The sequence below is a fragment of the Streptomyces diastatochromogenes genome (assembly GCF_002242805.1).
Lineage (GTDB): Bacteria > Actinomycetota > Actinomycetes > Streptomycetales > Streptomycetaceae > Streptomyces > Streptomyces diastatochromogenes.
Genome location: NZ_MCGQ01000053.1, coordinates 1 through 25,993 on the forward strand (window position 1 = coordinate 1; position 25,993 = coordinate 25,993).

Sequence of the window (25,993 nt, forward strand, 5' to 3'; positions counted from 1 at the left end):
GGAGTAAACGCCCACTTAGTGAGTGTTTGGTTCTCCGATGTCTATTTCATTGGTGAGGCGGCGGGTCATGCGGGTCTGATGCTCAGGCCGGTCTCGGCGAGGCAGCCGTCTACGGCGCCCACCTACGGGCGCTGGATCGTCCCGTCCGCCGAGATGTGGGCGGCGTGCGAGCCGAAGTCCTCCTCCGACACGCTGGAGACGAGGTCGATTGCTTCGCCGCCCGGCTCCGGCGTGCCGGGCTCCACGATCTGGGTCGGGTGCAGGTGCCCGGACACATAGGTGCCGTCGGCGCCGAGGGTGACTTGCAGCACGCCGCTGGTTGAGAGTGTGCCGCCGAGGCCGAGCACCTTGTAGCCGGTGAAGTTGCCCAGGCTGTAGGCGATCAGACGACCCTTGTAGAACTCCATTCCCCGCATCACGTGCGGGCCGCTGCCCACGACGAGGTCGGCGCCGGAGTCGATCACCGCACGGCTGAAGCGGTAGCTGTCGCCGCGGTCCTCACCGAGGAAGTACTCGGTGCCGGGTTCCACGTGGGTGCGGTCCGAGCCCTCCGCGCCGGCGTGCATCGTGACGATCACGATGTCCGCCATCGTTGCGGCGCGGGCGGTGAGTCGCTTCGCGGCGGGGATGTTCGTGAGGTCATTCGCCCCCCGGTCGGGAGCGAACCCGATCAGTGCGACCCTGATGCCGTGTACCCGCTGGATGGTGATCTGGCCCAGGCGGCCGGTGAACGGCAGGTTCACGGAGCGCAGCGCGGCGAACGTATCGCGCCGTCCCTCCGCCCCGAAGTCGTCGATGTGATTGTTCGCCACGTTCATGGCCGTGAACCCGGCCTTCTTGAGCCAGCGGCTGTAGGACGGCGGGGCGTGGAACGCGAAGCAGTTCGGGCCGTCGATGTACTCGCATTTGCTGGAGCCGCCGGTGGTGAGCGTGCCCTCCAGGTTCCCGAGCACCACATCGCCGGCGAGCAGGTCGTCGACGGGGTCGAAGAATGAGGCGCCGCCATCCGGCGGCAGGTCGTCCGGCAGCGTGCCCATCACGATGTCCCCGACCGCAGCGATCCGCACGTTGCCCGCAGGGCGCGGGGCCGCCGGTGCACCGGACACCGTGATCCCGGACGTCCGTAGGGGGGCCTGGGTGGAGCCGATGGAGGCTGCGCCCTCGGAACCGACACGGAACACGAACGCCGCAACGACCACCACACCGGACCCGACCAGGCCGAGGGCGAACAGGCGCTGACGGCGCACCGCCTTCTGCCGCTCGCTCCGCTGCTGAGGACACTGTCCGCCGGACATGATCATCGGCTCATGCTACGAAGCGGGCGCCCATCCTTCACGCAGGGTCATCCGCCGGCGTGTTCCCGACGCCGTTCCCATTCGCGCTCGACGCCGTCCGCGCCGCCTCGCGGCACCGGCCGCGAGCCGAGCGCGTGCGAGCCGGTGCCTTCCACCACCGCTGGGATTCCGCTGGCCCGAGTCGTGGCCGTGATCGCCACCCCGTCCGGCAAGCGGGAGCAGATCGGTTCCGGATTCCTCGTTCAGGGCCGGCAGGTACTGACGGCGGCACACTGCATCCGCAACAAAGAAGCAGGCGCGTGACCGCCGCAGATTTGAGTCGTCCTGGCCAGCAACGGCGCCACCGCTCAGGTGAATGGCCTTGTGGTGGTGCCGGGACTGGATCTGGCTGTGCTGCGCCTCGCCGACGCACCGTGGGAAGCCGACCTCCCCGGCCCGGTCTTCGCCCGGCTCGACCGCACCCACAGCGGTGTGCTGCGCGACTGCACGGCGATCGGACAGCCGCTGTTCCAGTGGGTCGGTCGGCGACCCACTGGGCGCCGGTCTGGGACGTGATGCGGACGCTTGCCGAACTGCATGGACCAGAACACGTGCGACTTGTGGTCTGGTTCGACTGATCAGGGAATTCCGTCCCACAACGCAGCTTGACTTCCCCATGGGGAAGCCACTGGGTCCTGCGTTGATCACCTGCTACGAGGTTGATCAATGATTCGCCGACAGCAATGCGGAGACCACGCTGCCGGCAAGAGGGGCTAGCACTCCGAAGACCGCAGTCAGCACGCGCCCAGCGCTGACCCGTGCGGCCAGGAGAGTATCGAAGGAGTCCCGGGCGTCGAACCAGTCGTGGGATGGGCGACCGTCCTCAGGCACTGGGTACAGGGCGTCACGGAGCGCAAACACCTGCTCCTGCCATGCGAGGTAAGCAGGCACGAAGATGAATGCCGCTGTCACCGTGAACACTCCGCCGTAGGTGAGCAACCGGAGCACGGGCACGTCGTCAGCGGGCGTGCCGTGGGCGAGCAGAGCACCGCGAAGTGCGCCCAGTGCCAGGACGCCACCCGTGATCGCGGTAGCGAAGGTGAGCAGGAAGCGAAGCATGGCGGCGCGCAGCCAGAGGAGCTCGACAATGAGTTGGCCGGCTTTGCCGTCCTCTACCGCAGAGGCGATGTCGTCGGCGAGCGCGGACTGTCGCACCTGGACGAGCAACAGCCCAGCGAACGACGGCGTGATGAACACCCAGGTCAAAGCGTTGATGGTCAGGAAGCGTGCCGTCCCGAGCCAGAGCGGATTGCTCTCGTCGAGCGCACGTGGGCCGAAGACGGCGATCAGTGTGCCGAACACCAGCCAGGCACTGCCCATGAGGGCAGTCGTCCGTCGACCAGCCTGTTCAGCCAGGACGCGGAAGACGGGAAGCGTAGCGATGCCGATGGCAACGGCAGCTCCGACCTCTGCGGCGTACGCCCAGATCCAGGTAGCGAATTCGGGTAGATCGGCAAAGCTGCGGCTGCTTGGCGTGTGCCCAGCACCAAGCTGGAGGAGTAGGAGTGCGGCACCGATGGCTATGAGGGCCCCCAGTAGAATGGCTCGTCCGGGAGCGGTTGGCAGTGCGCTGCTGTTGACCACGCCCACCACGATGCATCCCGGACGTTCCGTCGGCCGGGTTATTGGGCGATCTGCTGCATGGAAATGAGGCCGGTCTCGCGGGCGAGGCTGCAGGGTGAGGGGACAATCGCCACGGTAGTCGGCGGCTTTGGGCCCCGACTGGCCAATTACCGCTGGCCACAGTGGATTGCTGCGGAAAGCGCCCGGCTTTTCCGGTGATTCCGTACCGGCCATAGGCGTATCCGAGACCCCTATGAGCGCGGGACCCGCTGTGCGGTCCAGGCCGTCACGGCAGGCGTAGCGCCACCTGTGTGCCGGTCAGCGCGCGCAACGCCCCAAAGCGGTGCTTATGACGGCTCCTTGTGAGGCGTATGGCCCTGGTGCGATGGACTGCGAACACCTGGCGGTTACATGACCCGGACTGCGCACGGATGCGCTTCAGGCTCGCGTGGGCGGCAGGGATTCCGGCCGTCACCCGGTGAGCCCGTCAGGCCCGGGAGTCTGCCCGGGCGCCCTATCCCACGGAGTTCCCCATGTCACGGATTCCTCAGATCCAGCCCGCCGAGGCTACCGGCGCCACCGCCGAGGCGCACGCCGAAGTGCGCACAGCCTTTGGCGCCGTCCCGAACATGGCCAAGGCCATGGCCGACAGTCCGGCCCTGGCCAAGGGATGGCTCGCCCTGTCCGGCGCGCTGAGCGGGGGCGTGATCCCGGCCCCGGTCCGTGAACGGCTCGCGATCGCTGGCGCGGAGTACAACAATTGCACCTACTGCCTCTCCGCCCACACCTGCATAGGGGCGCACGTCGCCAAGGTCGACGCCGAGGAACTGGAGCGTGCCCGCCACGCCGAGTCCGCCGACCCGCACGCCGCCGCACTGCTGGCCCTGTCCGACGCCATCGCCTGCGGCCGCGGCCGCATCGACGAGACGCAGCTCAAGACTGCCCGGACTGCCGACGTCACCGACGCCGAGATCGCGGAGATCGCGGAGATCGCGGAGATCGTGGGCAATCTGGCGCTGAACATCCTCACCCACTACTCCAACGTCCTCGCCGACACCGACAACGAATGGCCGGTCGTCACCCCGCACACCCACGACCGACCGTCACACCCCCTGGCCTGGTCGGCGAGCCCCGGCATCTCCGACCAGGCCTGATGAGTAGCGTCGGCACCACCGTGACCAGCACGCCGTCGACCGTCGTCAGGCACTCCCAGGAATGCGAGGAAGAACATGAGCGAACCGCACGAAACCCACGAAGGCACCCCTTACGACGTGATCGTGCTGGGCGCCGGACCGGTCGGCCAGAACGTCGTCGACCGCGCCCGCGCCGCCGGCCTGTCCGTAGCCGTCGTGGAACGGGAACTCGTCGGCGGCGAATGCTCCTACTGGGCGTGCGTGCCCAGCAAGGCGCTGCTGCGGCCGGTCATCGCGGTCGCCGATGCCCGCCGTGTGGAGGGTGCGCGGCAGGCCGTGACCGGCCGGCTCGACACCGATGGCGTTTTCGCTCGCCGTAACCGCTACGTCACCGACTGGGACGACTCCGGTCAGGCCCTGTTCGTCAAGTCCATCGGAGCCGACCTCTTCCGCGGCCACGGCCGCCTCGACGGCCCCCGACGGGTCACCGTCACCCGGGACGACGGCGCGCAGCAGACCCTCACGGCCCGGCATGCGGTGGCCATCGCCACCGGCAGCCGGCCGGCGTTGCCCGACATCCCGGGCATCGAGGAGGCCCGGCCCTGGACGAACCGGCACGGCACCGACTCCAGCACCGTGCCCGCCCGGCTCGCCATCGTCGGCGGCGGCGGAGTCGGCATCGAGATGGCCACTCTCTGGCAGGGCCTCGGCTCCCATGTCACCCTGCTCGCCCGGCGCCGCCTGATCCCCCGCATGGAACCCTTCGCCGGAGAGCTGGTCTCCCAGGGCCTGACCGAAGCGGGCGTGAACGTGCGGATCGGCGTGCAGGTGAGCGCCCTGCGCCGCCCGGACCCCGAGGGTCCGGTCACCCTCACCCTGGACGACGGTAGCGAGCTGGAGGCCGACGAGGTGCTGTTCGCCACCGGCCGCACCCCTGCCACCGGCGACATCGGCCTGGACACGGTCGGTCTCACCCCCGGTTCCTGGCTGGACGTGGACACCACCTGCCTGGTCGACGGTGTCGAGGGCGCCTGGCTGTACGCGCTCGGCGACGTCAACCACCGCGCCCTGCTCACCCACGAGGGCAAGTACCAGGCACGGACCGCCGGCGACGCCATTGGCGCCCGTGCCGCCGGCCGACCGTTGGACGACGGGCCCTGGGGCGATCACGCCACCACCGCCGACCAGCACGCCGTACCCCAGGTCTTCTTCAGCGACCCCGAGGCGGCCGCGGTGGGCCTGAGCGCCCAGCAGGCAGCCGACGCCGGCCACCGCGTCAGGATCGTCGACCTCGACTTCAACGCCGCCCAGGGCGCCAACCTGTACGCCGACGGCTACCAGGGCCACGCCCGGCTGGTCGTCGACCTCGACCGGGAAGTCCTCCTCGGTGCGACCTTCGTGGGCCCCGGTGTCAGCGAGCTCCTCCACTCGGCCACCATCGCGGTCGCCGGCGAGGTCCCGCTCAAACGCCTCAGGCATGCGATCGCCCCGTTCCCGACCGTCAGCGAGATCTGGCTCTTCCTCCTCGCCGCCTACCAGCGCGACCAGGAGAACCCGCAGAACGCCTCCACGTGATGTCCGCGCCCCAGTCCGAGGGGCCCTCGACGCCGCCGCGTGCATCGGACTGTCCGCACCCGGCGGCCGGACGCGACCACGTCGTGGGACACGACCGCTCTGGGCGTGCACGGCGCTCATGGCGCTGCCTGCGTGCTTCCGGCGAGGGAAGAAATCTGCCCGGTTCACTGAATTGGGTGGGAGTGGTCGCTGCTGAAGGTGGTGCCGGAATGCGGTGGGTAGTTTCCGCCGGGGCGTGGGTTCCACGCATCATCAACGGAAGCAAAGGACGACCTTCATGCAGCAGGAGGAAGTGTACGAACCGCCGGCCATGGTGGAAGTCGGTGACTTCGCCGACCTGACCCGGGGCGAGGCCCTGGGCGCGCACTACGAGGGCGGATTCCCGCCCTACGAGTGGTACCTCGGCCCCAACTAGGCCGGAGACGGACGTACATGACGGGTGACGTGCCATGAGCGGTGATGTGTGGTTCACCGTCCTCCCGGACGGTGAATCCGGAGTGACCGCGGCGCGGCTTCTGCGCCCCTGGGCCACCGCGGCCATCCCTCACCACTCCGGCCGGCCGTGGCTGCTGGGCAGTTGGCCGGACGGACACGTGACGGTGGGCGCGGCAGGGGCGCGGCGAGTCGCGGTGATCGGGCGTTGCCCGGTCACCGTCGAGGCGCTGTCCGAACGTGCGGGACGGCTGCGGGACATCGGGGATGTGGAGCGGATCGCCCACGGCCTGACCGGAAGCTTCCACCTCCTGGCCTCCGTCGACGGCTCGGTCCGGGCCAGGGGGAGCGCGTCCGGGGTGCGGCGGCTGTTTCACGCGCGAGTGGGCGGGGTGGCCGTGGCCGCCGACCGGGCGGACAGGCTCGCCGCCGTGATCGGAGCGGCCCCCGACGAACAGCTCCTGGCCGCGCACCTGCTGGCCTCCCCGCTTCCATACCCGCTCGATGACCGCTGTGTGTGGCAGGGCGTACAAGCCGTGCCGTCCTTCGACTGTCTGCTGATCGACACAGACGGGCAGGCCCGCACGCAGCCGTGGTGGACCCCGCCGGAGCCGCAGCGCGCATGGCAGGAAGGCGTGCCCGCGGTGCGCTCGGCACTGACCGCAGCGGTGGACACCTGCACGGCCGACGGGGGCACGGTGAGCGCGGACCTGTCCGGTGGCCTGGACTCCACCAGCCTGTGCTTCCTGGCCGCACGGGCGCAGGAGCGGACCCGGCCGCCCGGAGCGAAGCTGGTGACGCTGCGCTGGCAGAGCCTCGACCCCGAGAACGACGACGCGGCCTGGGCCGTGCGGGCCGCCGCCCGCCTTCCCGACAGCGAGCACATCGTGCCCGCCGCTGACCAATGGCCCTTCTGGTACGGCGACTTGGCGTCTCTCACCGGAGATGCCGTGCCCACCGATGAGCCGGGACCGTGGGTGCGCGACGGCGCCAGGATGGCGGAGCTGTGCCGCCTGATGACCGTCCGGGGATCCCGTCTGCACCTGATGGGCGGCGGCGGAGACGAGCTGTTCAGCACGTTTCCACCGCACCTGCACGATTACGTCCGACGCCACCCCCTGGCGGCCTGGTCCCGTATCCGTACGCAACGCACCTCACAGCACTGGCCGCTCGGGCAGCTGCTGCGTCAGCTCGCGGACCGTAAGACGTTCGGCCAGTGGCTGACCGCATGGGCGGAGGGTCTCATCGCGCCCCAGTCGCCGTCGACGGCCCTGGTCCGCAGCGCTCCCCCGACGGCGTGGGGGGTGGACCTGCGCATGCCGCCGTGGGCGACCGGGGACGCTGCCGAGGCCGTGCGGGACCTGCTGAGGGAAGCCGCCGCCACCGCCGAGCCCCTCGCGCCTGAGCGCGGACAGCACACGGCCCTCGCGTGCGTACGGACCGGTGGGCGCGGCTTGCGGCAACTGGACCAGGTGACGTCCCGCCGAGGACTCGGGCTGGCCGCGCCGTACCTCGACGACCAGGTGATCGAGGCGGCCCTGGCCATTCGCGTGGCCGAGCGCAGCACACCCGGCCGGTACAAGCCGGTGCTCGCCGAAGCGGTGCGCGGCATCGCGCCCGACGACGTCCTGCGAAGGAACACCAAGGGCGAGTACAGCACGGACTTCCACGTCAGCCTGCGCCACCATCGCTCTGCGCTGGTGGAGCTCTTCGACGGCTCGCGGCTCGCCCGCGCGGGACTGATCGACGACGCCGCGGTCCGTGCGTCCCTGCTCGGCGTGCACCCCACCCCGGAGGGACTGCGCTCCCTCAGCTCCAGTCTGGGCAGCGAGATCTGGCTCCGTGCCCGCCCCGCACCCACCTGCCTCACGAGCCCCGCGACCACCGAAGGAGCACCGTGCGCCTGATCCTGCGACCGGGAGTCTGCACGACGGACACACCGGACGGCATGGTGCTGCTCGACGAAGTCACCGGCCGCTACTGGCAGCTCAACCGCACGGCGGCGCTCGTCCTACGCAGTCTCCTCGACGGCGTCGAACCACCGGATACGGCCCGCGCGCTCCGTGAGGCCTACCCGCGGCTCGCCGCAGAGCGCGCCGACGCCGACGCGGCCTCGATCACGCGCGAGCTGACCGAGGCCCGGCTGGTGGTGCCCGCATGAGCCAGCCGATGGTGCCCGCCGCCCGCAGCCGCCTGCCCTTGCGCCGTCGTCCGCCCGTCCTCATCGCCACGGGCGCCGCCCGGCTGATCGCCACACTCAAGCCGCACCGCATCCGCCGCGTCCTGTCCGTGGTCCGGCGCGGGGCCGCCCCCGCCACCACCTCTCAGGCGCTCGCCGCACGCGAGGCCGTCGTCGCACTCAGCGCCCGCTGCGCCGGGGAGGGCTGCCTTCAGCGTTCCGTGGCCACGGCGCTGCTGTGCCGGATGCGCGGGGTCTGGCCGGACTGGTGCACGGGGGTGCGCACGGCGCCGTTCCGCGCGCACGCCTGGGTGGAGGTCGACGGCCTTCCGGTGGGCGAACCGCACCGGCCGGGGGCGTACCACCGCATGATGGTGGTACCGGTCTTGCCGCAGAAGAGGCTGCCGGAAGAGCAGTCCTAGGGCCGGCGGGCCGACGGCCGCGAAGGGGCGGGCGGTCAGCGGTCCTGGGCGAGCCGGTAGAGCTCGGCGAAGAGTCCACCGCGCGCCATCAGGGTCTCGAAGTCGTCCTCTTCACGGACCCGGCCCCGGTCGAGGACGACGATGCGGTCCGCGATCCGGGCGTTCTCCAGGCCCTGGGTGACAAAGACGGCGGTCTTGCCCGCGGCGAGCTCCTTGAAACGGCGGATCACCAGGTATTCGGCGCGAGGGTCCATCGCGGAGGTGGGTTCGTCGAGCATGAGCATCGCGGCGTCACGGTAGAAGGCGCGCGCGACGGCGATCCGTTGCCACTGCCCGCCGGACAGGTCGGTACCGCCCCAGTGCGAACCCGCAACCAGGGTGTCCAAGCCGTGCGGAACGTTCGCGATGACGCTGTCCGCGCCGGCCGCCCGCGCGGCGTCCAGGAGGAGGGCGTCGGTCTCGGAGCGGAGCTGGCCGAGATGGACGTTGGCGCGCAGGTCCATAGTGGCGACGAATTTCGCTGAGTACGCGCTCGTCGACAGCCCTGACCTCCCACAACGAGCTGTCTACTTCGGTCAGGACGACCACCAGCTTGTCCTCGGCGAACCCGCGTGCTTCGGCGTCGATCAGCTGAAGGAACGGGGTCGTCAGCGACAACAGCGTCAATGTGTCCATGCCGACGTCGGCAGACCGTCTCTCCATCTCGACACAGCGAGGATCGACGATCTCGTCGAATTCGACGCGCCACATCAGGTCCAGGCCGAAGCTGCCGAGGCGGACCAGTAGTTCAGCCAGGGTCACGTAGTGCTTTCCGTGCCAGGCAGGAAGCGTGATCCCCTTCATCCCTGCCTTTGTTTCGGCCGTATCGCGTGACAAGCGCCCCCCTTCGTTCAGCACCACACACTAGGGCACGGCCCTGACCAGCTCACACGACCTATCGGACACGCCCTAGGACTGGCGGCAGACGTAGGCTGATGCATGCCGATGTGTCAGGTCCTCCTGGCCCTGTGGGGGCTCGGCCAGTGAGATCCGGGGCCACACCCCCAGGACGGGAAGTGGGAGCGGGCGGTCGCGCTTTGAAGATCCCGCCGCTGCTGCTCCCGAGTCCGGCGGGCGCCGAGCGCCCCGTGGACGCCGAACCGGCGTACTCCTGGCGGGTCTTGCCCGTTGCTCTCTGGTGATAGCAGGTTTCGCCGTGTAGCGTCACTGTCAGATGTTCTGGTTCGCAGTGGCCGCCCGCGCTCCGGCGTGGGCGCTTTGCTGTGCGGGACCAGGGCGTCACCTTCGGGTCCGCGCGGTGCGGGTCCGATCTCGACCGGAAGGCTCAGCATGGCCAGCGGAACCGTCAAGTGGTTCAACGCCGAAAAGGGTTTCGGCTTCATCTCCCAGGACGGCGGCGGGCCGGACGTCTTCGCGCACTACTCCAACATCAACGCGAGCGGCTTCCGTGAGCTTCAGGAGGGCCAGAAGGTGACCTTCGACATCGGCCAGGGCCAGAAGGGCCCGCAGGCGGAGAACATCACCCCCGCCTGATCCGTCCGGCCTCGCACGGCTGCAGGTCCCGGAACACCTCCGGGACCTGATCCGTGTCCGCACCCATCACCCACGCTCCCGACCATCTCCGCGAGCGTCGCCGTCTCCCGCCCGGGAGGCGAGGTCGACGACGAGGTGATGCGTGAGGCCGCCCCGGCAACTTGGGCCGGACGGCCCCCGGACGCCGGATACCGAAGGCGTGGCGTTACGCGAACGCCGGGACTTCCTTCGGGTTCGGGCCGTACTTGTTCGCGCCTGTCTTGCCGTCCTCGGAGCAGATGACCAGCAGGATGATGGCGCCGAATGTCGGAATGAGGTGGATGAGGATCCACCAGCCGGAGCGGCCCGTGTCGTGCAGTCGGCGGACCGTGACGCCCCAGGTCGGCAGCAGGAACACGACGACGGCGATGCCAAGGCCGGCGAGGAAGGCCGACGAGTGGGCCGCGACGCCGATGCCGCCCAGCACGCCGTAGGTGATGTACGTGAACAGCACGAACAGCCAGAACTCCTTCCGGCGTGCCCGGCCCTTGAAGACGGCGTACTTCTTCAGCGCAGCGATGAACCAGCTCACTGTGTCCCCCCAGGGTGATTGACGAGGGCCCCTCCGAAATGGATCAGGCCAGACGGAGAGGGTAAGGGGTTGGCAGGGTCGCGTCATTCACGGGGGTCGGTGACGCCCTGCAGCGAGCCTTGCAGAACGGCCGCGAGGCAACACCCTCCCGCTCGCGCGAGGCGCGGGTGGAGCGGCGCTGACGACTGATCGAACCGGGGCTGACGATCGCCGCTGCCCAGACCGGCACGCCTTCTCGGTCCATCTGTCATGGTGCAGTTTCCTGGACCGCCTAACAGGCCGATCACCGCCGCGAGGAAACCGACGAGAACCCCTTATCGAACCGACGTGATTCCGCCGCATACTGGCAGGCCTGCCGCGCCCGAAAGCCGTCGACGGGCGGATCGTGCTTGCCGCTGACCGTGCACTGGTCCGCCAGCCCCTTACACAAAACTGCTACCGCCGGGGCCGGATCGACCTGCGACCATCGGAATAGGGCTCAACCAGGCTAAGAACGATGGCCAACTTTCCATTCGGTCTGAACGACTACGGCGTCGACGTTCGAGAGCAGCAGAACGTGACCTTCGCCCAGGGCAGCAGACGATCGTCACCGACGGGGCCACCGGCCTGAGCCCTCTCCACCTCAGTTGACCGCCGCACCCCGTGTCCGCGAAGTCCGCAGCTGCTCGGGCTGGGCCGGGCCTGTCGTATTCCCCTGGCACGGGTCCGGACCGCCTGCCGAGTGTGCAGGGCCAGCACCAGATGCTCCAGCGCCTGGACTGGACGGCGGCCGCCGGGAACTGCTCCACCAGCCGGCGCGGTTTCCCCCTCCAGCGATCACGGGATGCTGCCGCGGTTCGGTGTCTCGGTTCGCTACACCGCGTTGTTGTTCAGCGGTGAGGACTTCTCGCTGCGTGGCCCGGGTGCCGGTGGTGGGGTGGGTGGTGGGCTGCCGGGGATCGGGTGCGGTTCCAGAAGGCGAGGAGCGCGATGAGGGTGAGGGCCGCCGTCCAGGTGAGGCTTGCGGCTAGATGATCAATTCCAAGGGATGCCTGCGGAGGGTGTGGGGTGGGCGGCGGCCGAAGCTACCGCGAGACGGTCAGGCGGCGGGCTGCCGGCCCTGGTTGTCGAGGTGGCAGCGGGCGGTCAGGCGTCAGGGTCGACTTCGGGGTGCGTGAACCGCACGGGCTTGCCCAGCGACCGGGCGTAGGCGATTTCGGCTCGGGTGCTGTCTCCGATGTAGTCGCCGACTACGAGCACCTCATCAGCGAGCCGGATCTTCGCCCGGTGCAGATCGTCGAGTCGAACCTTCAGCGCCTCGGCCTCGACAGGATCGGACCAAAGTTCGTGCGGCGACTTCATGTCACAGCCCGGTTTGACGACAATCTTTCCGGCTTTGGTCTCCCGCAGATCGGCCTCGTTCATCTCGGTCATGAAGCGGGTGGAGCCGCAGATCACGACGATACGCGGGAGGCTCAACAGCTTCTTCGCGTCGGCGAGCTTCTCCTCGGGGGTGAGCAGTTGCGGGTATGACACTGGTTCCTCCTGGTGGTGTGGTCCAAGGGGTGTCTGCGGAGACGAGAACGAGGGTGTCCAAGATCGTTTTGTGACGAACGACGTGGGCACCCTCGCGACAGCACTCTATGCGGCGACCGACGACATGCTGAAGGAGCATCCCGACCTGGCGCCGTGGCGCCCGCCGGTCGGCATTGCGCCCCGCCTGAGCGATGCTGAACTGGTCACCCTCGCCACGATGCAGGCCATACTCGGCTACACCTCCGAGGCCGAATGGCTCCGCCATGCCCGTGCCCACCTGCGCCACCTCTTCCCCTACCTGCCCCAGCAGCCCGGCTACAACAAGCGGCTGCGCAAGGCCGCCGGTCTGATGCGAAGCGCCAACCGGATCCTGGCCACCACCACCTCGGTGTGGAGCGACGACTTATGGGTCGTGAACTCCACCCCGGTGGAATGCGGCCGCTCCCGAGAGACCTTCAAACGCTCCGACCTGGCAGGTTGGGCCGAATACGGCTACTGCGCCAGCCACAGCCGCTCCTTCTGGGGCCTGCGCCTGCACCTGGTCTGCACCCTTCAGGGCCTGCCCATCGCCTTCGCCCTGACCGGGGCCAAGGCCGACGAACGCGAGACCCTCCTTGACCTCCTGGCAGCCGAATGCGAGCTTCTGCGAGAGCGGGCGCAGGTCGCCGCACCGGATGCGCAGGAGGGTGGTCTTGCCGGCGCCGTTCTCTCCGACGATGCCGACGATCTGCCCGGGGCGGATGGTGAGGTCGACGCCGGCCAGGACGAAGCGTTTGCCGAATGCCTTGCGAACGCCCCGCGCCCTGAGGGCGGTTTGGGTGGACGTGGCCGGGGAGACGCTCATGACCGGGAACCGCGCAGATGGGGCGTCATCACCAGTGGCGGGGCCTCCAGCATCATGTCGACCCGGGGTGCTGCGAGGCCCGGGGGTTCGGCTTGCCCGGTAAGGGTCCAGTTCTGCAGTACCCGGGCGAGGACGACGAGGATCTCGGTGAGCGCGAGATTCTTTCCGGGGCACTGGCGGGATCCGTTGCCGAACGGGATGTAGGCCCCGCGCGGGCCGGGGGTGCCCTGCGTCCAGCGGTCGGGGTCGAACCGCTCGGGGTCGGGGAAGAGATGCGGCTGACGGTGCATCTGGTAAGGGCTGACGACGACGCTGGTGCCGGGTGGCAGGATCTGCCCGGCCAGTTCGACGGGTGTGGCGACGCAGCGGGTGATCAGCCAGCCGTGGGGGTACAGCCGCAGCGTCTCCAGGACGACCTGCCGGGTGAGTTCCAGGCGTTCTACCGCCGCTTCGTTGGGAGGACCGCTACCGAGGACGGAGTCGATCTCGTGCTGGACGCGCCGGGCGATGTCCGGGTGGCGGTCGAGCAGGTGCAGGGCCCACGCCATGGTGCTGGCGGGTCCTGCTGCTGTGGCCGCGGTGAACATGTTGATGACGTTCTCGCGCACCTCGTTCTCGCTCATCGGCTCGTCGGCGTCGTCGTGTGCCGCCAGCAGTGCGGACAGGATGTCCGCGTGCTCCGTGCCTGAGCGGCGGTAGGCGCGGATCACCTCGTCGACGGCCTGCCTGTACCGGGCCAGTGTCCGGTGGAAACGGCGGGTGCGGTGAGGGAACAGCCAGCGCACTCCGAGCGCGGAGGTCAGCACCTCGTCGTAGACCCCCTGGTTGATCTCCTTCAGGCAGGCATCGACCTCGTCGCGGTAGTGCTCCGTGATCTGCGCGCTGAACATGACGCGTACGCCGGTCGTCGCCGCCATGTCCGTCATCTCCCGCGTCACGTCGAACGGTGCGCCGGACCGCCAGGCAGAGGTCATGGCGTCGACCGTGGCGACCATGGTGCTGATGCACCTGGCGATGCGGTCACGCTGCAATGCGGGCTGGACCACGCGTCGCACCCGCTTGTGTGTGGCGTTCGGGCACGTGAGGATTCCGTTCCCGAACAGCGCCCGCATCTCGTCCTTGCCCGGGCCGCCTGTGTCGAACGCACGGGAGTCCCGCAGTACCTGGTCGGCCAGCTCCGGGTGGCAGACCAGATAGACAGGTTTCCGCCCCAGCCTGACGCGTACGAGATCACCCTGGTCCGACAGAGAACGCAGGAAAGGCAGGGGGGCTTTCCAGACGCGCAGCGCGTGCCCCAGTCCCGGCAACGCGCCCGGAGCGTGCGCGAATCGGAAGTCGGATTGTGTCCTGCTCATGGAGGAGAGCTCCTTCTGCACATGCCGGGGGCGGCGGCCGCTGTCCGGGCATGTGTCTAGCCAATCCCGAGCAGAACCAGCTCCGTTGGGCCGGAAGCCACACCGTCCGGGTGGCCCCTTTGAGTCGTTCGGCTGAAGTGCGCCACGGTGCCGTTGACGTGCGGATTCCCCGACGGGGTGAACCGGGGCGGCCCACGTTGCGAAGGCGGCAGGCCGCGCATGACCATCGTGGCGCCGGCACCGACTGTGCCGGCCTCGGATGAAAGTCGTAGCCGCCTTTGTAAGTGGCGGCGGCCTGTTCCTTTTCCGAGTGGGAGGTGATCATCGTGGCGTCGAGGTCCAGGACCAGGCCGGGAAGTTCTCCTCCGCCGGCCGGGACGGCGGGTATGCCCTGGGCGGTCTCGGCGGCCTGCATCCAGGCGACTTCCCGGGCTGAGGCCCGGGCTGCTCGCAGCGGAGCGAGTACTGCCCCGTCGGTGTCGGCGAGCAACGGCCAGGCGGTGGGCGTGGAGGTGACCGGTCCCAATACCTCGCCCTGGTCCCGCAGCGCGGCCAGATCCGCTATCGCCTGACCGCCGTCGGCAAGCAGCACCGCGAGATCGGTGGCGGTCGAACTGGGATCGTGCCCGGTGCCACGCGGTCGCAGTGCCCTGAGCGCAGGGGAGTAGGCGGTGGTCAGACCGGTGGCATCGGCAAGCTCCGCCAGCAGATGTGCGCCCGCGTGTCCGACCACCCCGAACCGTCAGTGGAGACGTGGAGCTTGGAACGAGAACCGGCGCAACGAAGCGGCAAGCTGAACCTCCCAGGCATCTGGCACCTGCACGCCCCGGTCTCCCTGCTACGGAGCCGGCCGGCACCTCCGCCTCCGCCCCCGGCACCACTGGCGCGCTGAGCCCGCGATCCCGCTTCCCGGACCTGGTTCTGTCCATGAACGGCAGGTTCGGGCCGTTGCGGCTGTCGGCGAAGCGCGGATTTGCCGCTCTGGCCGACGGGCTGAACCTCACACCGCGCGCCGAGCGCGACCAGCCACGACGATGTCGCAGACGATCGACGGCCTGTCTCGGCCCCTTGGCGGAGCCGCTATCAACACAGCCAGCGGAGCTTGTAGCAGGGTCTCCGTAGGTGCTGGGTGCGCCACGCCGAATGGAGCGAAACTCTTTTCTGCTTCTTTGCCCCTCGGCATGCTGGTGATGTGCCCGGGCCACCAGTGCCCGGTGTTCATCCACGCTGCGACGGGGGCAGAAGCGATGATCGAAACAGTGTTCAGGTCCGAGGACTTACCGGTGGCCGACCGGGTCGACGCGTGGCGGGAGAAGTTGTCGCAGATACACGCGCCCGTGGACCTGGTCTGCCGTCCCGCCTCCGACTTCCGCGCGCAGCAGTGCGTCGTCCAACTGGGGAGCGCGCTCGTGTGGTCCTCGGTCTGGTCGCCCCAGACCATCAGGCGGACACCGCGGCTCATCCGCAGCTCCGACCCGGAGATGATCCACCTCTCGCTGATCACCAAGGGCACCGTGGGTTTCCGCATGGGCGGCCCGGACGCCCTGTACGGCCCGTACGAGCTCCGTACCAACGACTCCTCCCGCCCCTTCGATATTCTCCTGGGCCCTCAGGGGGAAGGCGTGGACGCCGTGAGCATCGACGTGCCGCGAGCGTGCCTGCCCCTGTCCTCGGACGATCTCGACCGGGTGATCGGTCACCGGATGACGGGACAGGAGGGCGTCGGGGCCCTGCTGACGGCCTTCCTCACCACCCTGGGGGACAATCCCCGTTCGTACACCGCCGCCGACGCACCCCGGCTCGAGACGGTCCTGGTCGACCTGCTCGCGACCGTGTTCGCGAACGCACTCGACGCCATGGACCGCCTGCCCGCCGAGTCCCGGAGGCGGACCCTGATCCTGCGTATCCAGGCGTTCATCCGCGACCACCTGCACGACCCCGACCTGACGCCGGCCACCATCGCCGCCGCGCACCACATCTCGGCCAGCCATCTCCACCGGCTGTTCCAGGACCGCGAGACCACGGTGTCCGGCTGGATCCGCCACCTGCGTCTGGAGCGCGCCCGCGAACAGCTCGCCGACCCCGCCCGGAGCGACGTCCCCGTTCATCTCGTCGCCGTGCACGCGGGCTTCGAACACCATCCGGTCTTCACGCGCGCGTTCCGCTCGGCCTACGGCATGTCGCCCCGCGACTACCGCCGCCGTGCACTGCTCCAGGAAACCGGCGACGGACCCACAGCCGACTGAGTGGGGACGGATCGTCAAACAACCGTGGACTCGGCGTCAACACGTCCGCGCCCGCTGCCCAGAAGATGACAACAGCCGCCTGAGACCGGGCGACTGACATGAACGCGGTGACATCAACGGGGAGAAGGTCATGACCAAGATCGAGTTCGATCACGTGCGATACGGCTCGACCGAGCCGTGCGTGAAGACGTTCCAGAAGGCCCTCATCGCCGCCGGCTACAAGATACCGTCCGGCGCCACCGGCAAGTACGGCGACGAGACGAAGAGCGCCTGCGCCAAGTTCCAGCGCGCGCAGGGCTGGTCGGGCAGCGGGGCGGACGGACTGCCGGGCGAGGACACGTTCGCCCGGCTCGGTCTGAAGGACGGGGGCCACCGCTCGGGCCGGGTGGCCTCACCCGTGCCCGGCCACAAGGTCACCTACGAATACGGCGTCCGTAACTCGAACTACTCTGTCGGCTACCACACCGGGGACGACTACGCGGCACCCACCGGCACCCCCGTGGTGGCGGTACGGGCGGGCACCATCGCCTGGTCGAACGGCGACGGCGGCGCGTACGGGAACTGGATCTGCCTGCGCGCGGACAACGGCAGGGACTACATCTACTGCCACCTGTCCCGGCGCACCGTCTCCAGGGGCGACAAGGTGAAGGCGGGCGAGCGGCTCGGCAAGGTCGGGGCGACCGGCAACGTGACGGGTCCGCACCTGCACTTCGAGGACCGACCCCGCGGCGGCGGGTACGGCAACGACCGCAAGCCCTCCTGGTGAGCACAGCCCACCCACGGCCCTCACCACCTATCTACCTACTGGGAGGTTCCATGGCGACACCCCTGTCCGCAGCGAAGCTCCTCGCCGCCCTGCGCGCCGAAGGCGTACGGGTCGTGGAGGTCGGCGACTGGCGCACGCACAACCGCAACCACAAGGGCCCCTGGGGACCCGTCAACGGTGTGATGATCCATCACACCGTGACCTCGGGCACCCAGAAGTCCGTCGACATCTGCCGGGACGGTTCCAGCTCACTGCCGGGCCCGCTGTGCCACGGCGTCATCGCCAAGGACGGCACCGTCCACCTCGTCGGCCACGGGCGTGCGAACCATGCCGGCGGGGGCGATCCCGAGGTCCTCGAGCGCGTGAAGGCCGAGGACTACGGCACCCGCCCGCCGAAGCCGACGCGCGGCAACGACGATGGCGTGGACGGCAATGTCTGCTTCTACGGCTTCGAATGCGTCAACCGCGGCGACGGCGACGACCCGTGGCCCGCGGCACAACTCGAAGCGATCGAACGCGTCAGCGCCGCGATCTGCCGTGCCCACGGCTGGACCGCCCGCAGCGTCATCGGCCACCTCGAATGGTCCCAGGACAAGATCGACCCGAAGGGCTTCTCCATGCCCGGGATGCGTGACCGCGTCGCGGCCCGCCTGAAGACGACACCGAAGCCCGCGCTCGTCGCCGGGTGAGTGAGCCCTGCGTTCCGTGTGGGGTGCCTCCGTACGGAGGCACCCCACACGGGCGTCGCCTGGGTCCAACGCCCGAGAAAGACCGGATTCGTGCACGCCACCGGCGGCCCCGAGCACCACGAGGCCACCGTCGGCCCGGGCCTTCTCGCCGAAGGGCGAGAGGCGTTGGCCGAAATGGCCATTGCTGCCCTGTGACCAGCGACGGTGGAGTGGTTGATGAGGCTGCGCCTTCCACGAGACAAGGGGCAGAGCGAACGGATGTGACGGGGGAGCGCGATGGCCTATGTGATGGAGTTGCCGCTCGACGAGGGCGGTGACGGGGCGGCTCGGCTCGTCAAGGTCGAGGTCCAGGAGAAGCTGGGCGATGGACTGGCTCCCTTGACAACGACCGGGTCATCGAAAACGGGTCGCTGCCGGCGCCGCTCGCTGAAATGATGCGCGGGTCTGGTCCTCGCCATCGTGGCCTCCTGAGCCTGGGCGGAGATCCGTGCATCTACCACGAGGAAATATTGAACAGCGAACAATGGGCCGCGATGGTGGCCGAACTCCGCGCCCAGCGGGAAGCGGCACGGGAAGCGGCACGCAGCCAGGGTCTGCCGTATGCGAGCGTGCTGGACCTCGGGATCCGCTGGAGCGCAGGCGCTCCGATGCCGCACCTCTTCAACTCCAGTAACCGAACGATGGTCTTGTTCTATCGCCATGTACCCAGACCCGACTGGGACGGATCCTGGGCCACGGTGGTCGACCCTCGTGATCCGGCTCCGGCAGCCTTGGGCTTGATCGAGTTCATCCGGCCCCACTCGGTCAGGTTCGGGGGGCCCAATGACGAAGCCCTCCACGGTCACCCGTTGTCCGACCACGGTCTGGAAGCCTACGAGGCCCACGAAGTCCACAACTCCCCATGGATCGCCGAGGCGGAGCGCATCAACTCGGTACACCCCGCGCACCAGGGTGGCTGGCACGACACGATGCGTCACTACATCCTGACTTTCCATGACGACACACTCGAATGCCTCGCCCATGATGTGCGCGTTGAGCAGTTGGAGTGCCCGTTCCCCGAGGCGGTCGCGCGGGTGGCCCAGCGGCTGCTGGTGTAACTGTCGCCGCTTCACGCAACGTTCGCCTGTCCACCAGCGCAGGCATTCGTCGGCGTCGTGCTTGTTCCGCCAGATGGTGTAGCGGCGGATCGTGCTGCCCGGGAGCTGGCGGACGTCAGCGTCCGTACGGTTCGTGCGCTCGACCAGGACACCGAGAGTGCCTTTGACCTGCTCCAGACCCGTGCGGATCTCCCCTCGTAGCTGAGCGATCTCCACTGCGACGTTCGTCGCCGGGGTTCGGGGTCGCGGTCATGCAAGGTCCTTGGTTCCCCGGTCGGGCACGGCGCAGGTCATGCCGAGCGGTAGAAGATGGCCGGCACGATGGTGAGGCTCTCGGCGGTTGTGACCTGGCCGTTCTGGACTGCGGTCGCCGCCGCTGCGGTGCCGGTGGCCGTGCCGACGACGACCGCCTTCCATATCTTCGCGGTCTTCATCTGACGCTCACTCTCTTCGGGTCAGGCGAGGGCCAGGAAGTTGTGCCGTGTGCCTAGGCGGGACAGAGACTGGATGCCGGGGTAGCCATCTGCGGCGCTCTCCGAGTAGGAGCCGCCGGCCTTCGAGCGCTGCCAGGCGGCGTAGGCCTCACGAGTCTTGGTGCCGAGGCTGCCGTCGACCCACTGTTTTGCGAGCAGGCCCTCCGCGTACAGGGCGCTTTCCAGGAGGAGCGCCTCGGTCTTGTATGTGACGTCGCCTTGCGGCCCGGCGCTGTCGGCCTTCATTGCGGTGACCATGTGTGCGACGGACACCGTGCGGTGCGGGGCGGGCGGGCTGACCAGCTCTCCCGCGCGGGCGATGATGCGGCCGCGCTGGGGCTTGCGCAGGTCGCCGGGGCAGCCGGTGTGTCCACCCCAGGCGGCGCCCCCGATGCCGTGGTAGGTGAGGCCGTGCGCCGTGGTCGAGTCGACGACGATCAGCGGCCAGGACCATTCGCCGTGTCCCCAGGCGTAGATCTTGGCTACGCCTTCGACCTGCGCGTCGGTCAGCGACTCGTTCGGGTGGCCCTCGGTCTCGACGCTGGTGTAGTAGGGGTTCCCGGCCACCTGTGCCCAGGCGTAGTCGACGCCGGTGTTGACGTACTGCTCGATGACGCCCGACTTCGATACCCAGAAGTCCGAGGACGCCTGCGAAGCCGGGTCGTTGTACCAGCCGAACGGCGAGTTGTTCCCGTCCTGGACGTGCAGGACCAGGCCACGGTGCTCGCGGACGCCGTTGGGGTGGAAGTTGCGGACGGGGCGGTAGACCGTTCCCGGCATACGGGCCATGAGAAGGCTTCCTTCGAGGTGAGCGGTATGGATACTTGAGCCCACACGGTGGCCGATGTGGGCACGCGAAAGCGCCCCGACACGGGCGGGCAGGGCAGTCCGTCAGTCGGCCGGAGTGAAGTTGAGGTAATAGGACTTACCGGCTGCACGTGGGCCCGTACACGGACATTCCGCGGCGGGCGATCGCCGGGACTGGGCGTCAGGTCGGTGTGGTCGCCGCGGCATGTGGATTGCAGCTGCTTGACGCAGGCCACGAGCAAGGCCGCCTGGCTGGAGGCGTTGTCCTGACGCGTGCGAGTTCGCGATGGATGCGGACAGTGGTGTCTGGGGCGATATGACTGTAGGTGTAGACGAGGCGCCGTATTCGAGTGGGCTGAGCGAGGCTCAGTCTTTCCAGCCGCCGAGAGAACAGGCGGGGTGCGTCAGCGGGTGAGGGTGACGGTGATGGGCTCGTCGGGGCAGGCGGTGAGGCGTTCGGCGAGGGCGGTCTGTTCGTTGGGGTCGATGGTGAGGTGGTAGCGGGTTTTGTCGGCGACCCAGTTGGTGAGGTAGGTGCACCAGTGGCCGGCGTACCGGGGCAGCCAGGTTGAGGGGTCCTGGTCGGCCATGGAGCGGTTGGACGCGGCGGAGACCGCGATCAGGGCGCGCTCGTCGTCGAGGTCGTTGGCGTAGAGCTCGCGTTCTTTCGCTGTCCAGGCGGAGGCGCCGACTGGCGGCGAGCGTCATTCCAAGTACGCGATATTCGCTGTCAGGGGGAGGGGCTACGGTACGTCGCTGTGGACGCTGCTGATCTTGACTATTGGGCCCGGAAGCCCTGGTTGCCGTCCACCAGCCCGGCCGAGTTCGAGAAGCCGGGAGACCAGATGCGGCGGGATCCCCGTTCACCGAGCAGCCGCGCCCACTCATGCCGAGACGGTGGAGTTTTGGGCCAGCCATGGGTCTTCAACGCCTCAGCCCGTCCGCACCACGGCGGAATTGTTGGAGTACTGCAAGGTGTGCCCGGCCCAGTGGTCCAGGACCGCGCCGGCAGCCAGGAGCGTGGTGAAAACGACCGTCATGAGGACGGCACCGGTGAGGCGACCGGCGAAGGTCAGAGCATGGGCGAAGTTGCCGAGCCCGAACCAGCCCAGCAGCACCGTCGTCGCGAGGAGGACCAGCAGGATCACTGCCATGTCGAGCTGGGCCCGCCAGGTATCCAGCGAGGGCCGTTCGACAGCAACAACAGCAACGCGACCAGCCCGTAGATCTGCCATCGCGGCAGGTTCGCGGGTGTCGGTAGGTCTCTCTCATCGCCCGCTGAAATGCTTCCCCCCGACCCTCTAGTGCCGCGCAGGACAGGTCACTGAGCCTAGCGAGTAAGGGAGTTTCCAGAAGGCCCATCTGATTGCAGGCGTGGCCAACCAAAACACCCAGTGGCTTGCCAATGGGGAAGTCAAGCTGTGTCGACGGACAGCATCCAGTTCCGTGATCAGTCGAACCGGACCACGAGTCGCACATGCTCTGGTCCATGTAGCTCGGCGAACGTCCGCATCACGTTCCAGACCGGCGCCCAGTGGGTCCCTGCCGCGGCAACGGTGGCTCGGCTGAGCGTGCCGGAGTGATCGGTCTCGTCCCAGTTGGCGGCTGCCAACTCTGCCCGGCTGATCCACGTCGTTCCGTGCGCGTCCTGTGGCCCGCCCCTCGCGTTGAACGCGTTCCGTAGTCCGTCTGAGGCGTCTACCGGCAGACCGCAGTCCTCGCTCAGCGGCCGGAAGCCGAAGGAGTTGCGGATGCCGAAGGGGCGGGCCCCGTGCCACCGGGACGGCTTTCGTGTGTGCGGGCTCAGGGCATGCTGTCAGCCGCGTCGGCCTGGGCGAGGATGGGATAGACGGTGGCGTCCCCGGGGCGTCGGCCCTTGTTCTTGCCGGAGGTGATGACGAGCTTCAGAGCGATCCGCGGCACGGGCACGCCGGCCCGCAGGCTGCGGGCGTAGTCAGCCATGTCGTCGACGACCTTGCGCTGTCCGCCATGCCGGCGGCGTTCGCGGGCGGATGCCTGGCCTTCGAGGGCGACGGGGAAGGGCTCGTCATCTGCCTGACCGCTCCAGGAGTGGCTCCCGCGCGACTCGGCGCGGCGTTCAGTATCGATCGGTCTCGCCGAAACCCGCGTCCGCGTCGTCGTCCGCACTCAAGGCGGCGGCGGTTGGGTCGAATCCGGGCGGGCTGTCCTTCAGGCCCAGGCCCATGCCGGCCAGCTTCGCCTTGACCTCGTCGATGGACTTCGCACCGAAGTTGCGGATGTCCATGAGGTCGGCCTCGGAGCGCGCGACCAGCTCACCCACGGAGTGGACGCCCTCACGCTTGAGGCAGTTGTACGACCGAACGGTGAGCTCCAGCTCCTCGATCGGCACCGCCAGGTCGGCGGCAAGGGCGGCGTCCGTGGGGGACGGGCCCATGTCGATGCCCTCGGCGTCGATGTTCAGCTCGCGGGCGAGACCAAACAGCTCGACCAGGGTCTTACCGGCGGAGGCCATGGCGTCACGGGGACGCATCGCCTGCTTGGTCTCGACGTCGACGATCAGCTTGTCGAAGTCGGTGCGCTGCTCGACACGCGTGGCCTCGACCTTGTACGTGACCTTGAGAACCGGCGAGTAGATGGAGTCGACCGGGATACGGCCGATCTCCTGGCCCACCTGCTTGTTCTGCACGCCGGAGACGTAACCGCGACCGCGCTCGACGGTCAGCTCCATCTCCAGCTTGCCCTTGCCGTTGAGCGTGGCGAGGACGAGGTCGGGGTTGTGCACCTCGACACCGGCCGGGGGCGCGATGTCGGCGGCGGTGACCAGACCCGGACCCTGCTTGCGCAGGTACATCACGACCGGCTCGTCGTGCTCCGAGGAGACGACCAGCTGCTTGATGTTGAGGATCAGGTCGGTGACGTCCTCCTTGACGCCCGGCACGGTGGTGAACTCGTGCAGGACACCGTCGATGCGGATGCTGGTGACAGCAGCGCCGGGGATCGACGACAGGAGGGTACGGCGGAGGGAGTTGCCGAGGGTGTAGCCGAAGCCCGGCTCCAGCGGCTCGATCACGAACCGGGAGCGGAACTCGTCGACGACCTCTTCGGTCAGAGACGGACGCTGAGCAATGAGCACGAGGTGTTGCCTCCAGTGTGTGGCGCTCGCTATGTGACGCCGTAGACACCACGAAGGGTACGGGCGATACGGCGTCCGAAGAGGCCGAACCTCCCGGCTCCACTCATCTGCCAGCCAGTCGGCGGGCCCAGCTCTAGCTGGAGTGGAGCCCGACGACCAGCTGCGCCTGCTTCTGGGAGTCAGCCACCAGTGCAGTACGTCTTCTGCACGGCGGGTCGGATGCCCTTCGCAGACCTCCCTGAGCGCACAGGAGCTGAGCTCAACACAGGACAAGGCGCTCCTGGCGACGGGGCATACGGAGGGTCCGGTGCGGGTACAGCCGGGGATGAAATCGGCCTTCCGCCTCCGGCCCGGTGGGGTCGTCGCCGGCAAGGCCAGCGGTGAAGCGTGCGATCAGGGCGTCGGACTGCAGGGAGCGGCCGTCGACCGCGGTCATCAGGAGGAGTTGGAGATCGCACTCTTGGCGTGAGTCCGCAACAAGGTGCCGGCCCTCGTGAGGTCCTCGGGGGTGTCGACCGCCAACTCTTCGTCCACGACACGGAGCATCCGTACGCAGTGACCGTGTTCGATGGAGCGCAGCATTTCCACGCCTTCGGTACGCTCTGGCGACCCCTGGGGCAGGTGCCGGAACATGCTGAGGGCCGTTCCGGTGAAGCCGTAGAGACCGAGCGGGCGCAGGTATCGCGGCCGATCCCCGCGCGGGTAGGGGATCGGCTGCCGGGAGAACATCAGGGCGTTGTCCTCGGCATCGACGACCACTCGTGTAGCGACCTCTCCGCCCCGTCCCGGTCCCGCACCACCACAGGTGGTGCGGGACCGGGCTGTCTGCCTGTCACCGGGCTCGGAACGCCAGTTGCCCGGCCAAGCCTCCGGGTGTGCGAGCACGCCCGATCGAGCCGTACGGACCATGAGCTCTCTGACCTTCGGCGGGCGGGCGGATCAGCGCAGTCCGGCGAACAGGTCGTTCTCGGGCACGGCTGCTCCGGTGGTGTCCTGGACACGTACGAAGGTCTCGACGCCCATCAACTCGGTGAACCTCTCCCGGCCCATCCTGAGGAAGAAGATGTTCTCACCCTGGCTGGCGTGTGCGGCCAGCGCATCGAACTTCTGGCCGCCGAACGCGGTGGTGTCCACCCAGGTGGTGATCTCCTCGTCGGGGAGTCCGATCTCGGCCATCGCGGCGGCCTCAGCGGGATCCGGCTCCTGCCCTTCCGCACCGAACTCGCGCATGACCTCCCCGAACCGCTGCATCATCGAGCGCGGCGCCGTCGTCCAGTACACCTTCGGTGTCAGCGCGGTTATCGCCAGCGCCGCCATCGTGATGCGGTTGGCCTGGATGTGGTCGGGGTGGCCGTAGAAGCCGTTCTCGTCGTAGGTGACGACCACGTCGGGCTGGTAGCGCCGCAAGAGTTCCGCGAGTCGGGCAGCGCCCTCCGCCACGGGTGTCTGCCAGAAGGAGCCGGGGGCGTCATTGGTCGGCCAGCCCATCATCCCGGAGTCGGCGTAGTCCAGCATCTCGAGATGACTGACCTTCAGGACTTCGCAGCTTGCCTCGAGTTCCTGACGCCGCATCAAGGCGACGGCCGCCGGATCGTGCCCGGGATCGCCCGGCTTGACACCCCCCGGTCCGTCACCGCAACCGCCGTCGGTGCACGTCACAAGGACCGTGCGAATGCCCTCCGCCGCGTATCGCGCGAGGACACCTCCCGTTCCAGTGGCCTCATCGTCGGGGTGGGCGTGCACCGCCATGAGCGTCAAGGGTCGGTCATTCATAAAACGGTCCTCCTGTGTGAATAAGCCTCTGTCCGAGTCCGGGGCAGGCGCATAAGCGGTCGCCCCGATATCGGGTGGCCGGGCGTACCGGACCCGGGCCCCGGATCGCGTCGGGCGGACGATCTTTTGGTCTCTCTGTTCCCCGCCCGCGCGGCCCAAGTCCCTCGGTCGGTGCAACAGCGCCGGCCGGATCGGCTGTTCCCGCCGCGCACGGGAACAGCCTTGGGCCTCGGCGCTCGCTCCCGTGCACCTCGCTTCCAGACTTGCCCGTGAGTCTTCACGAGTTCGTCGGCTCGTTGCACCGGCTCGGGCCCCGGCCCAGGGCCGCGTCGTTCAGGTGATGTGTCCTGGTTGATCACATGATGCCGAGGGTGATCAGTGGACGGTTGGCGTCGCGGGTGTGGTGGCGGAGTCCAGCGGCGATGTTCGTCTGGTTGGCGAGTCGGAGAGCGCCGATGGCCAGGTTGCGCAGGGATGCCATGGCACGTGGAGCGGTGCCGGTGCGTACGCGGGAGGCGTCCTCGGCGTACGTGGTGTCCCTGACGTGGTGGATCTTGTTCTCGATGCCCCA

The 25,993-nt window shown here is 68.6% G+C and carries 28 protein-coding genes and 4 pseudogenes; 16 read left to right on the top strand and 16 right to left on the bottom strand.

What is annotated here, in order from left to right:
• Positions 1 to 122: 122 nt before the first annotated feature.
• Positions 123 to 1,301, bottom strand: a complete 1,179-nt coding sequence (locus BEK98_RS42785) for a CapA family protein (RefSeq protein ID WP_094222239.1) — start codon at positions 1,299 to 1,301, stop codon at positions 123 to 125.
• 177 nt (positions 1,302 to 1,478) lie between these two features.
• On the opposite strand from BEK98_RS42785, the gene BEK98_RS48760 reads away from it, so the two are divergent.
• Together BEK98_RS48760 and BEK98_RS49305 are read left to right on the top strand one after the other, a co-directional pair.
• Complete coding sequence (locus tag BEK98_RS48760) at positions 1,479 to 1,598, top strand: trypsin-like serine protease (protein WP_143684236.1); 120 nt, start codon at positions 1,479 to 1,481, stop codon at positions 1,596 to 1,598.
• 66 nt (positions 1,599 to 1,664) lie between these two features.
• Positions 1,665 to 1,850, top strand: a complete 186-nt coding sequence (locus BEK98_RS49305) for a hypothetical protein (RefSeq protein WP_167444401.1) — start codon at positions 1,665 to 1,667, stop codon at positions 1,848 to 1,850.
• Positions 1,851 to 1,997: 147 nt separating this feature from the next.
• Here the strand turns inward: BEK98_RS49305 and BEK98_RS42790 are convergent, their stop codons facing one another.
• Complete coding sequence (locus BEK98_RS42790; RefSeq protein ID WP_143684237.1) at positions 1,998 to 2,918, bottom strand: hypothetical protein; 921 nt, start codon at positions 2,916 to 2,918, stop codon at positions 1,998 to 2,000.
• Positions 2,919 to 3,430: 512 nt separating this feature from the next.
• Here BEK98_RS42790 and BEK98_RS42795 point away from each other — a divergent pair.
• The 6 genes from BEK98_RS42795 (at position 3,431) to BEK98_RS42815 (ending at position 8,638) form a co-directional block, all read left to right on the top strand.
• Entirely contained in the window at positions 3,431 to 4,051 is a 621-nt protein-coding gene (locus tag BEK98_RS42795; protein WP_208643385.1) for a carboxymuconolactone decarboxylase family protein, read from the top strand.
• A 75-nt stretch (positions 4,052 to 4,126) separates the two neighbouring features.
• Complete coding sequence (locus BEK98_RS42800) at positions 4,127 to 5,605, top strand: dihydrolipoyl dehydrogenase family protein (RefSeq protein ID WP_094222241.1); 1,479 nt, start codon at positions 4,127 to 4,129, stop codon at positions 5,603 to 5,605.
• A gap of 277 nt (positions 5,606 to 5,882) precedes the next feature.
• The gene (locus BEK98_RS48285) at positions 5,883 to 6,020 is read left to right on the top strand and encodes a lasso RiPP family leader peptide-containing protein (RefSeq protein ID WP_107428328.1); all 138 of its coding nucleotides are present in this window, start codon (positions 5,883 to 5,885) and stop codon (positions 6,018 to 6,020) included.
• A gap of 34 nt (positions 6,021 to 6,054) precedes the next feature.
• Complete coding sequence (locus BEK98_RS42805; RefSeq protein WP_143684238.1) at positions 6,055 to 7,944, top strand: asparagine synthase-related protein; 1,890 nt, start codon at positions 6,055 to 6,057, stop codon at positions 7,942 to 7,944.
• Positions 7,935 to 8,198 (top strand): lasso peptide biosynthesis PqqD family chaperone, encoded by a 264-nt coding sequence (locus tag BEK98_RS42810; protein ID WP_107428329.1) that lies wholly within the window; start codon positions 7,935 to 7,937, stop codon positions 8,196 to 8,198. Before BEK98_RS42805 ends, BEK98_RS42810 begins: the two co-directional genes overlap by 10 nt.
• Positions 8,195 to 8,638: a lasso peptide biosynthesis B2 protein gene (locus BEK98_RS42815; RefSeq protein WP_094222243.1), complete on the top strand. Its 444-nt coding sequence runs from the start codon at positions 8,195 to 8,197 to the stop codon at positions 8,636 to 8,638. The genes BEK98_RS42810 and BEK98_RS42815 overlap by 4 nt, the downstream gene beginning before the upstream one ends.
• Positions 8,639 to 8,673: 35 nt before the next feature.
• On the opposite strand, the gene BEK98_RS42820 is transcribed toward BEK98_RS42815, so the two are convergent.
• On the bottom strand, positions 8,674 to 9,141 hold the full coding sequence (locus BEK98_RS42820) for an ATP-binding cassette domain-containing protein (RefSeq protein WP_094222244.1): 468 nt from the start codon (positions 9,139 to 9,141) through the stop codon (positions 8,674 to 8,676).
• A 1-nt stretch (position 9,142) separates the two neighbouring features.
• On the opposite strand from BEK98_RS42820, the gene BEK98_RS49310 reads away from it, so the two are divergent.
• A complete protein-coding gene (locus BEK98_RS49310) occupies positions 9,143 to 9,424 on the top strand; it encodes a hypothetical protein (RefSeq protein WP_167444402.1) in 282 nt (93 codons plus the stop codon).
• Positions 9,425 to 9,967: 543 nt separating this feature from the next.
• Entirely contained in the window at positions 9,968 to 10,171 is a 204-nt protein-coding gene (locus BEK98_RS42830) for a cold-shock protein (protein WP_094222245.1), read from the top strand.
• Between the two features lie 205 nt (positions 10,172 to 10,376).
• Here BEK98_RS42830 and BEK98_RS42835 read toward each other — a convergent pair whose 3' ends face one another.
• Together BEK98_RS42835 and BEK98_RS42840 are read right to left on the bottom strand one after the other, a co-directional pair.
• Entirely contained in the window at positions 10,377 to 10,742 is a 366-nt protein-coding gene (locus tag BEK98_RS42835) for a DUF805 domain-containing protein (protein ID WP_094222246.1), read from the bottom strand.
• 1,125 nt (positions 10,743 to 11,867) lie between these two features.
• On the bottom strand, positions 11,868 to 12,257 hold the full coding sequence (locus BEK98_RS42840) for a hypothetical protein (RefSeq protein WP_037743720.1): 390 nt from the start codon (positions 12,255 to 12,257) through the stop codon (positions 11,868 to 11,870).
• A 124-nt stretch (positions 12,258 to 12,381) separates the two neighbouring features.
• Between BEK98_RS42840 and BEK98_RS50450 the strand changes: the two are divergent.
• Positions 12,382 to 12,912 (top strand): annotated as a pseudogene (locus BEK98_RS50450) (transposase family protein); the annotation flags it as partial.
• An 18-nt stretch (positions 12,913 to 12,930) separates the two neighbouring features.
• Here BEK98_RS50450 and BEK98_RS50455 read toward each other — a convergent pair.
• Both BEK98_RS50455 and BEK98_RS42850 read right to left on the bottom strand, forming a co-directional pair.
• Positions 12,931 to 13,101: pseudogene (locus BEK98_RS50455) on the bottom strand (ATP-binding cassette domain-containing protein); the annotation flags it as partial.
• Entirely contained in the window at positions 13,098 to 14,456 is a 1,359-nt protein-coding gene (locus BEK98_RS42850; protein ID WP_094222248.1) for a cytochrome P450, read from the bottom strand. The pseudogene BEK98_RS50455 and the gene BEK98_RS42850, both read right to left, overlap by 4 nt.
• A gap of 1,283 nt (positions 14,457 to 15,739) precedes the next feature.
• On the opposite strand from BEK98_RS42850, the gene BEK98_RS42860 reads away from it, so the two are divergent.
• The 5 genes and pseudogenes from BEK98_RS42860 (at position 15,740) to BEK98_RS42875 (ending at position 19,254) form a co-directional block, all read left to right on the top strand.
• Positions 15,740 to 16,702, top strand: coding sequence for a helix-turn-helix domain-containing protein (locus tag BEK98_RS42860; protein WP_244202224.1), 963 nt, complete (start codon positions 15,740 to 15,742; stop codon positions 16,700 to 16,702).
• 130 nt (positions 16,703 to 16,832) lie between these two features.
• Entirely contained in the window at positions 16,833 to 17,468 is a 636-nt protein-coding gene (locus BEK98_RS42865) for a peptidoglycan DD-metalloendopeptidase family protein (protein ID WP_094222249.1), read from the top strand.
• A gap of 50 nt (positions 17,469 to 17,518) precedes the next feature.
• Positions 17,519 to 18,133, top strand: a pseudogene (locus tag BEK98_RS42870) (N-acetylmuramoyl-L-alanine amidase); the annotation flags it as partial.
• Positions 18,134 to 18,433: 300 nt separating this feature from the next.
• A complete protein-coding gene (locus tag BEK98_RS49315) occupies positions 18,434 to 18,592 on the top strand; it encodes a hypothetical protein (RefSeq protein WP_167444403.1) in 159 nt (52 codons plus the stop codon).
• A gap of 98 nt (positions 18,593 to 18,690) precedes the next feature.
• Entirely contained in the window at positions 18,691 to 19,254 is a 564-nt protein-coding gene (locus BEK98_RS42875) for a hypothetical protein (RefSeq protein WP_094222251.1), read from the top strand.
• 290 nt (positions 19,255 to 19,544) lie between these two features.
• On the opposite strand, the gene BEK98_RS49320 is transcribed toward BEK98_RS42875, so the two are convergent.
• From BEK98_RS49320 to BEK98_RS42920, 9 genes and pseudogenes are all read right to left on the bottom strand, one after another.
• On the bottom strand, positions 19,545 to 19,688 hold the full coding sequence (locus BEK98_RS49320) for a hypothetical protein (protein ID WP_167444404.1): 144 nt from the start codon (positions 19,686 to 19,688) through the stop codon (positions 19,545 to 19,547).
• 21 nt (positions 19,689 to 19,709) lie between these two features.
• Positions 19,710 to 20,516, bottom strand: coding sequence for an N-acetylmuramoyl-L-alanine amidase (locus BEK98_RS42880; RefSeq protein WP_094222252.1), 807 nt, complete (start codon positions 20,514 to 20,516; stop codon positions 19,710 to 19,712).
• Between the two features lie 422 nt (positions 20,517 to 20,938).
• Positions 20,939 to 21,124: a hypothetical protein gene (locus BEK98_RS42885; RefSeq protein ID WP_425276658.1), complete on the bottom strand. Its 186-nt coding sequence runs from the start codon at positions 21,122 to 21,124 to the stop codon at positions 20,939 to 20,941.
• A 342-nt stretch (positions 21,125 to 21,466) separates the two neighbouring features.
• A complete protein-coding gene (locus BEK98_RS42890) occupies positions 21,467 to 21,769 on the bottom strand; it encodes a hypothetical protein (RefSeq protein ID WP_143684239.1) in 303 nt (100 codons plus the stop codon).
• 568 nt (positions 21,770 to 22,337) lie between these two features.
• Positions 22,338 to 22,496, bottom strand: a complete 159-nt coding sequence (locus tag BEK98_RS42900; RefSeq protein ID WP_208643386.1) for a hypothetical protein — start codon at positions 22,494 to 22,496, stop codon at positions 22,338 to 22,340.
• A 136-nt stretch (positions 22,497 to 22,632) separates the two neighbouring features.
• A complete protein-coding gene (locus BEK98_RS42905) occupies positions 22,633 to 23,649 on the bottom strand; it encodes a DNA-directed RNA polymerase subunit alpha (RefSeq protein ID WP_094222255.1) in 1,017 nt (338 codons plus the stop codon).
• Between the two features lie 435 nt (positions 23,650 to 24,084).
• On the bottom strand, positions 24,085 to 24,408 hold the full coding sequence (locus tag BEK98_RS42910) for a glycosyltransferase family protein (protein ID WP_208643387.1): 324 nt from the start codon (positions 24,406 to 24,408) through the stop codon (positions 24,085 to 24,087).
• 180 nt (positions 24,409 to 24,588) lie between these two features.
• Positions 24,589 to 25,422, bottom strand: coding sequence for a PIG-L family deacetylase (locus BEK98_RS42915; protein WP_094222256.1), 834 nt, complete (start codon positions 25,420 to 25,422; stop codon positions 24,589 to 24,591).
• 355 nt (positions 25,423 to 25,777) lie between these two features.
• Positions 25,778 to 25,993 (bottom strand): annotated as a pseudogene (locus BEK98_RS42920) (ISAs1 family transposase); the annotation flags it as partial.

What these genes read in the sequence shown, in the direction of transcription:
- BEK98_RS42875 (WP_094222251.1), top strand. Translation starts at nt 18,691, where the DNA reads ATGGTGGCCGAACTCCGCGCCCAGCGGGAAGCGGCACGGGAAGCGGCA.
- BEK98_RS42900 (WP_208643386.1), bottom strand. Translation starts at nt 22,496, where the DNA reads ATGGCTGACTACGCCCGCAGCCTGCGGGCCGGCGTGCCCGTGCCGCGG.
- BEK98_RS42830 (WP_094222245.1), top strand. Translation starts at nt 9,968, where the DNA reads ATGGCCAGCGGAACCGTCAAGTGGTTCAACGCCGAAAAGGGTTTCGGC.
- BEK98_RS42865 (WP_094222249.1), top strand. Translation starts at nt 16,833, where the DNA reads ATGACCAAGATCGAGTTCGATCACGTGCGATACGGCTCGACCGAGCCG.
- BEK98_RS42915 (WP_094222256.1), bottom strand. Translation starts at nt 25,422, where the DNA reads ATGAATGACCGACCCTTGACGCTCATGGCGGTGCACGCCCACCCCGAC.
- BEK98_RS49315 (WP_167444403.1), top strand. Translation starts at nt 18,434, where the DNA reads ATGGCCTATGTGATGGAGTTGCCGCTCGACGAGGGCGGTGACGGGGCG.
- BEK98_RS42785 (WP_094222239.1), bottom strand. Translation starts at nt 1,301, where the DNA reads ATGATCATGTCCGGCGGACAGTGTCCTCAGCAGCGGAGCGAGCGGCAG.
- BEK98_RS42820 (WP_094222244.1), bottom strand. Translation starts at nt 9,141, where the DNA reads ATGGACCTGCGCGCCAACGTCCATCTCGGCCAGCTCCGCTCCGAGACC.
- BEK98_RS42800 (WP_094222241.1), top strand. Translation starts at nt 4,127, where the DNA reads ATGAGCGAACCGCACGAAACCCACGAAGGCACCCCTTACGACGTGATC.
- BEK98_RS42885 (WP_425276658.1), bottom strand. Translation starts at nt 21,124, where the DNA reads ATGGCCGACCAGGACCCCTCAACCTGGCTGCCCCGGTACGCCGGCCAC.
- BEK98_RS42805 (WP_143684238.1), top strand. Translation starts at nt 6,055, where the DNA reads ATGAGCGGTGATGTGTGGTTCACCGTCCTCCCGGACGGTGAATCCGGA.
- BEK98_RS42890 (WP_143684239.1), bottom strand. Translation starts at nt 21,769, where the DNA reads ATGGCAGATCTACGGGCTGGTCGCGTTGCTGTTGTTGCTGTCGAACGG.
- BEK98_RS48285 (WP_107428328.1), top strand. Translation starts at nt 5,883, where the DNA reads ATGCAGCAGGAGGAAGTGTACGAACCGCCGGCCATGGTGGAAGTCGGT.
- BEK98_RS42795 (WP_208643385.1), top strand. Translation starts at nt 3,431, where the DNA reads ATGTCACGGATTCCTCAGATCCAGCCCGCCGAGGCTACCGGCGCCACC.
- BEK98_RS42850 (WP_094222248.1), bottom strand. Translation starts at nt 14,456, where the DNA reads ATGAGCAGGACACAATCCGACTTCCGATTCGCGCACGCTCCGGGCGCG.
- BEK98_RS42815 (WP_094222243.1), top strand. Translation starts at nt 8,195, where the DNA reads ATGAGCCAGCCGATGGTGCCCGCCGCCCGCAGCCGCCTGCCCTTGCGC.
- BEK98_RS42880 (WP_094222252.1), bottom strand. Translation starts at nt 20,516, where the DNA reads ATGGCCCGTATGCCGGGAACGGTCTACCGCCCCGTCCGCAACTTCCAC.
- BEK98_RS49320 (WP_167444404.1), bottom strand. Translation starts at nt 19,688, where the DNA reads ATGAAGACCGCGAAGATATGGAAGGCGGTCGTCGTCGGCACGGCCACC.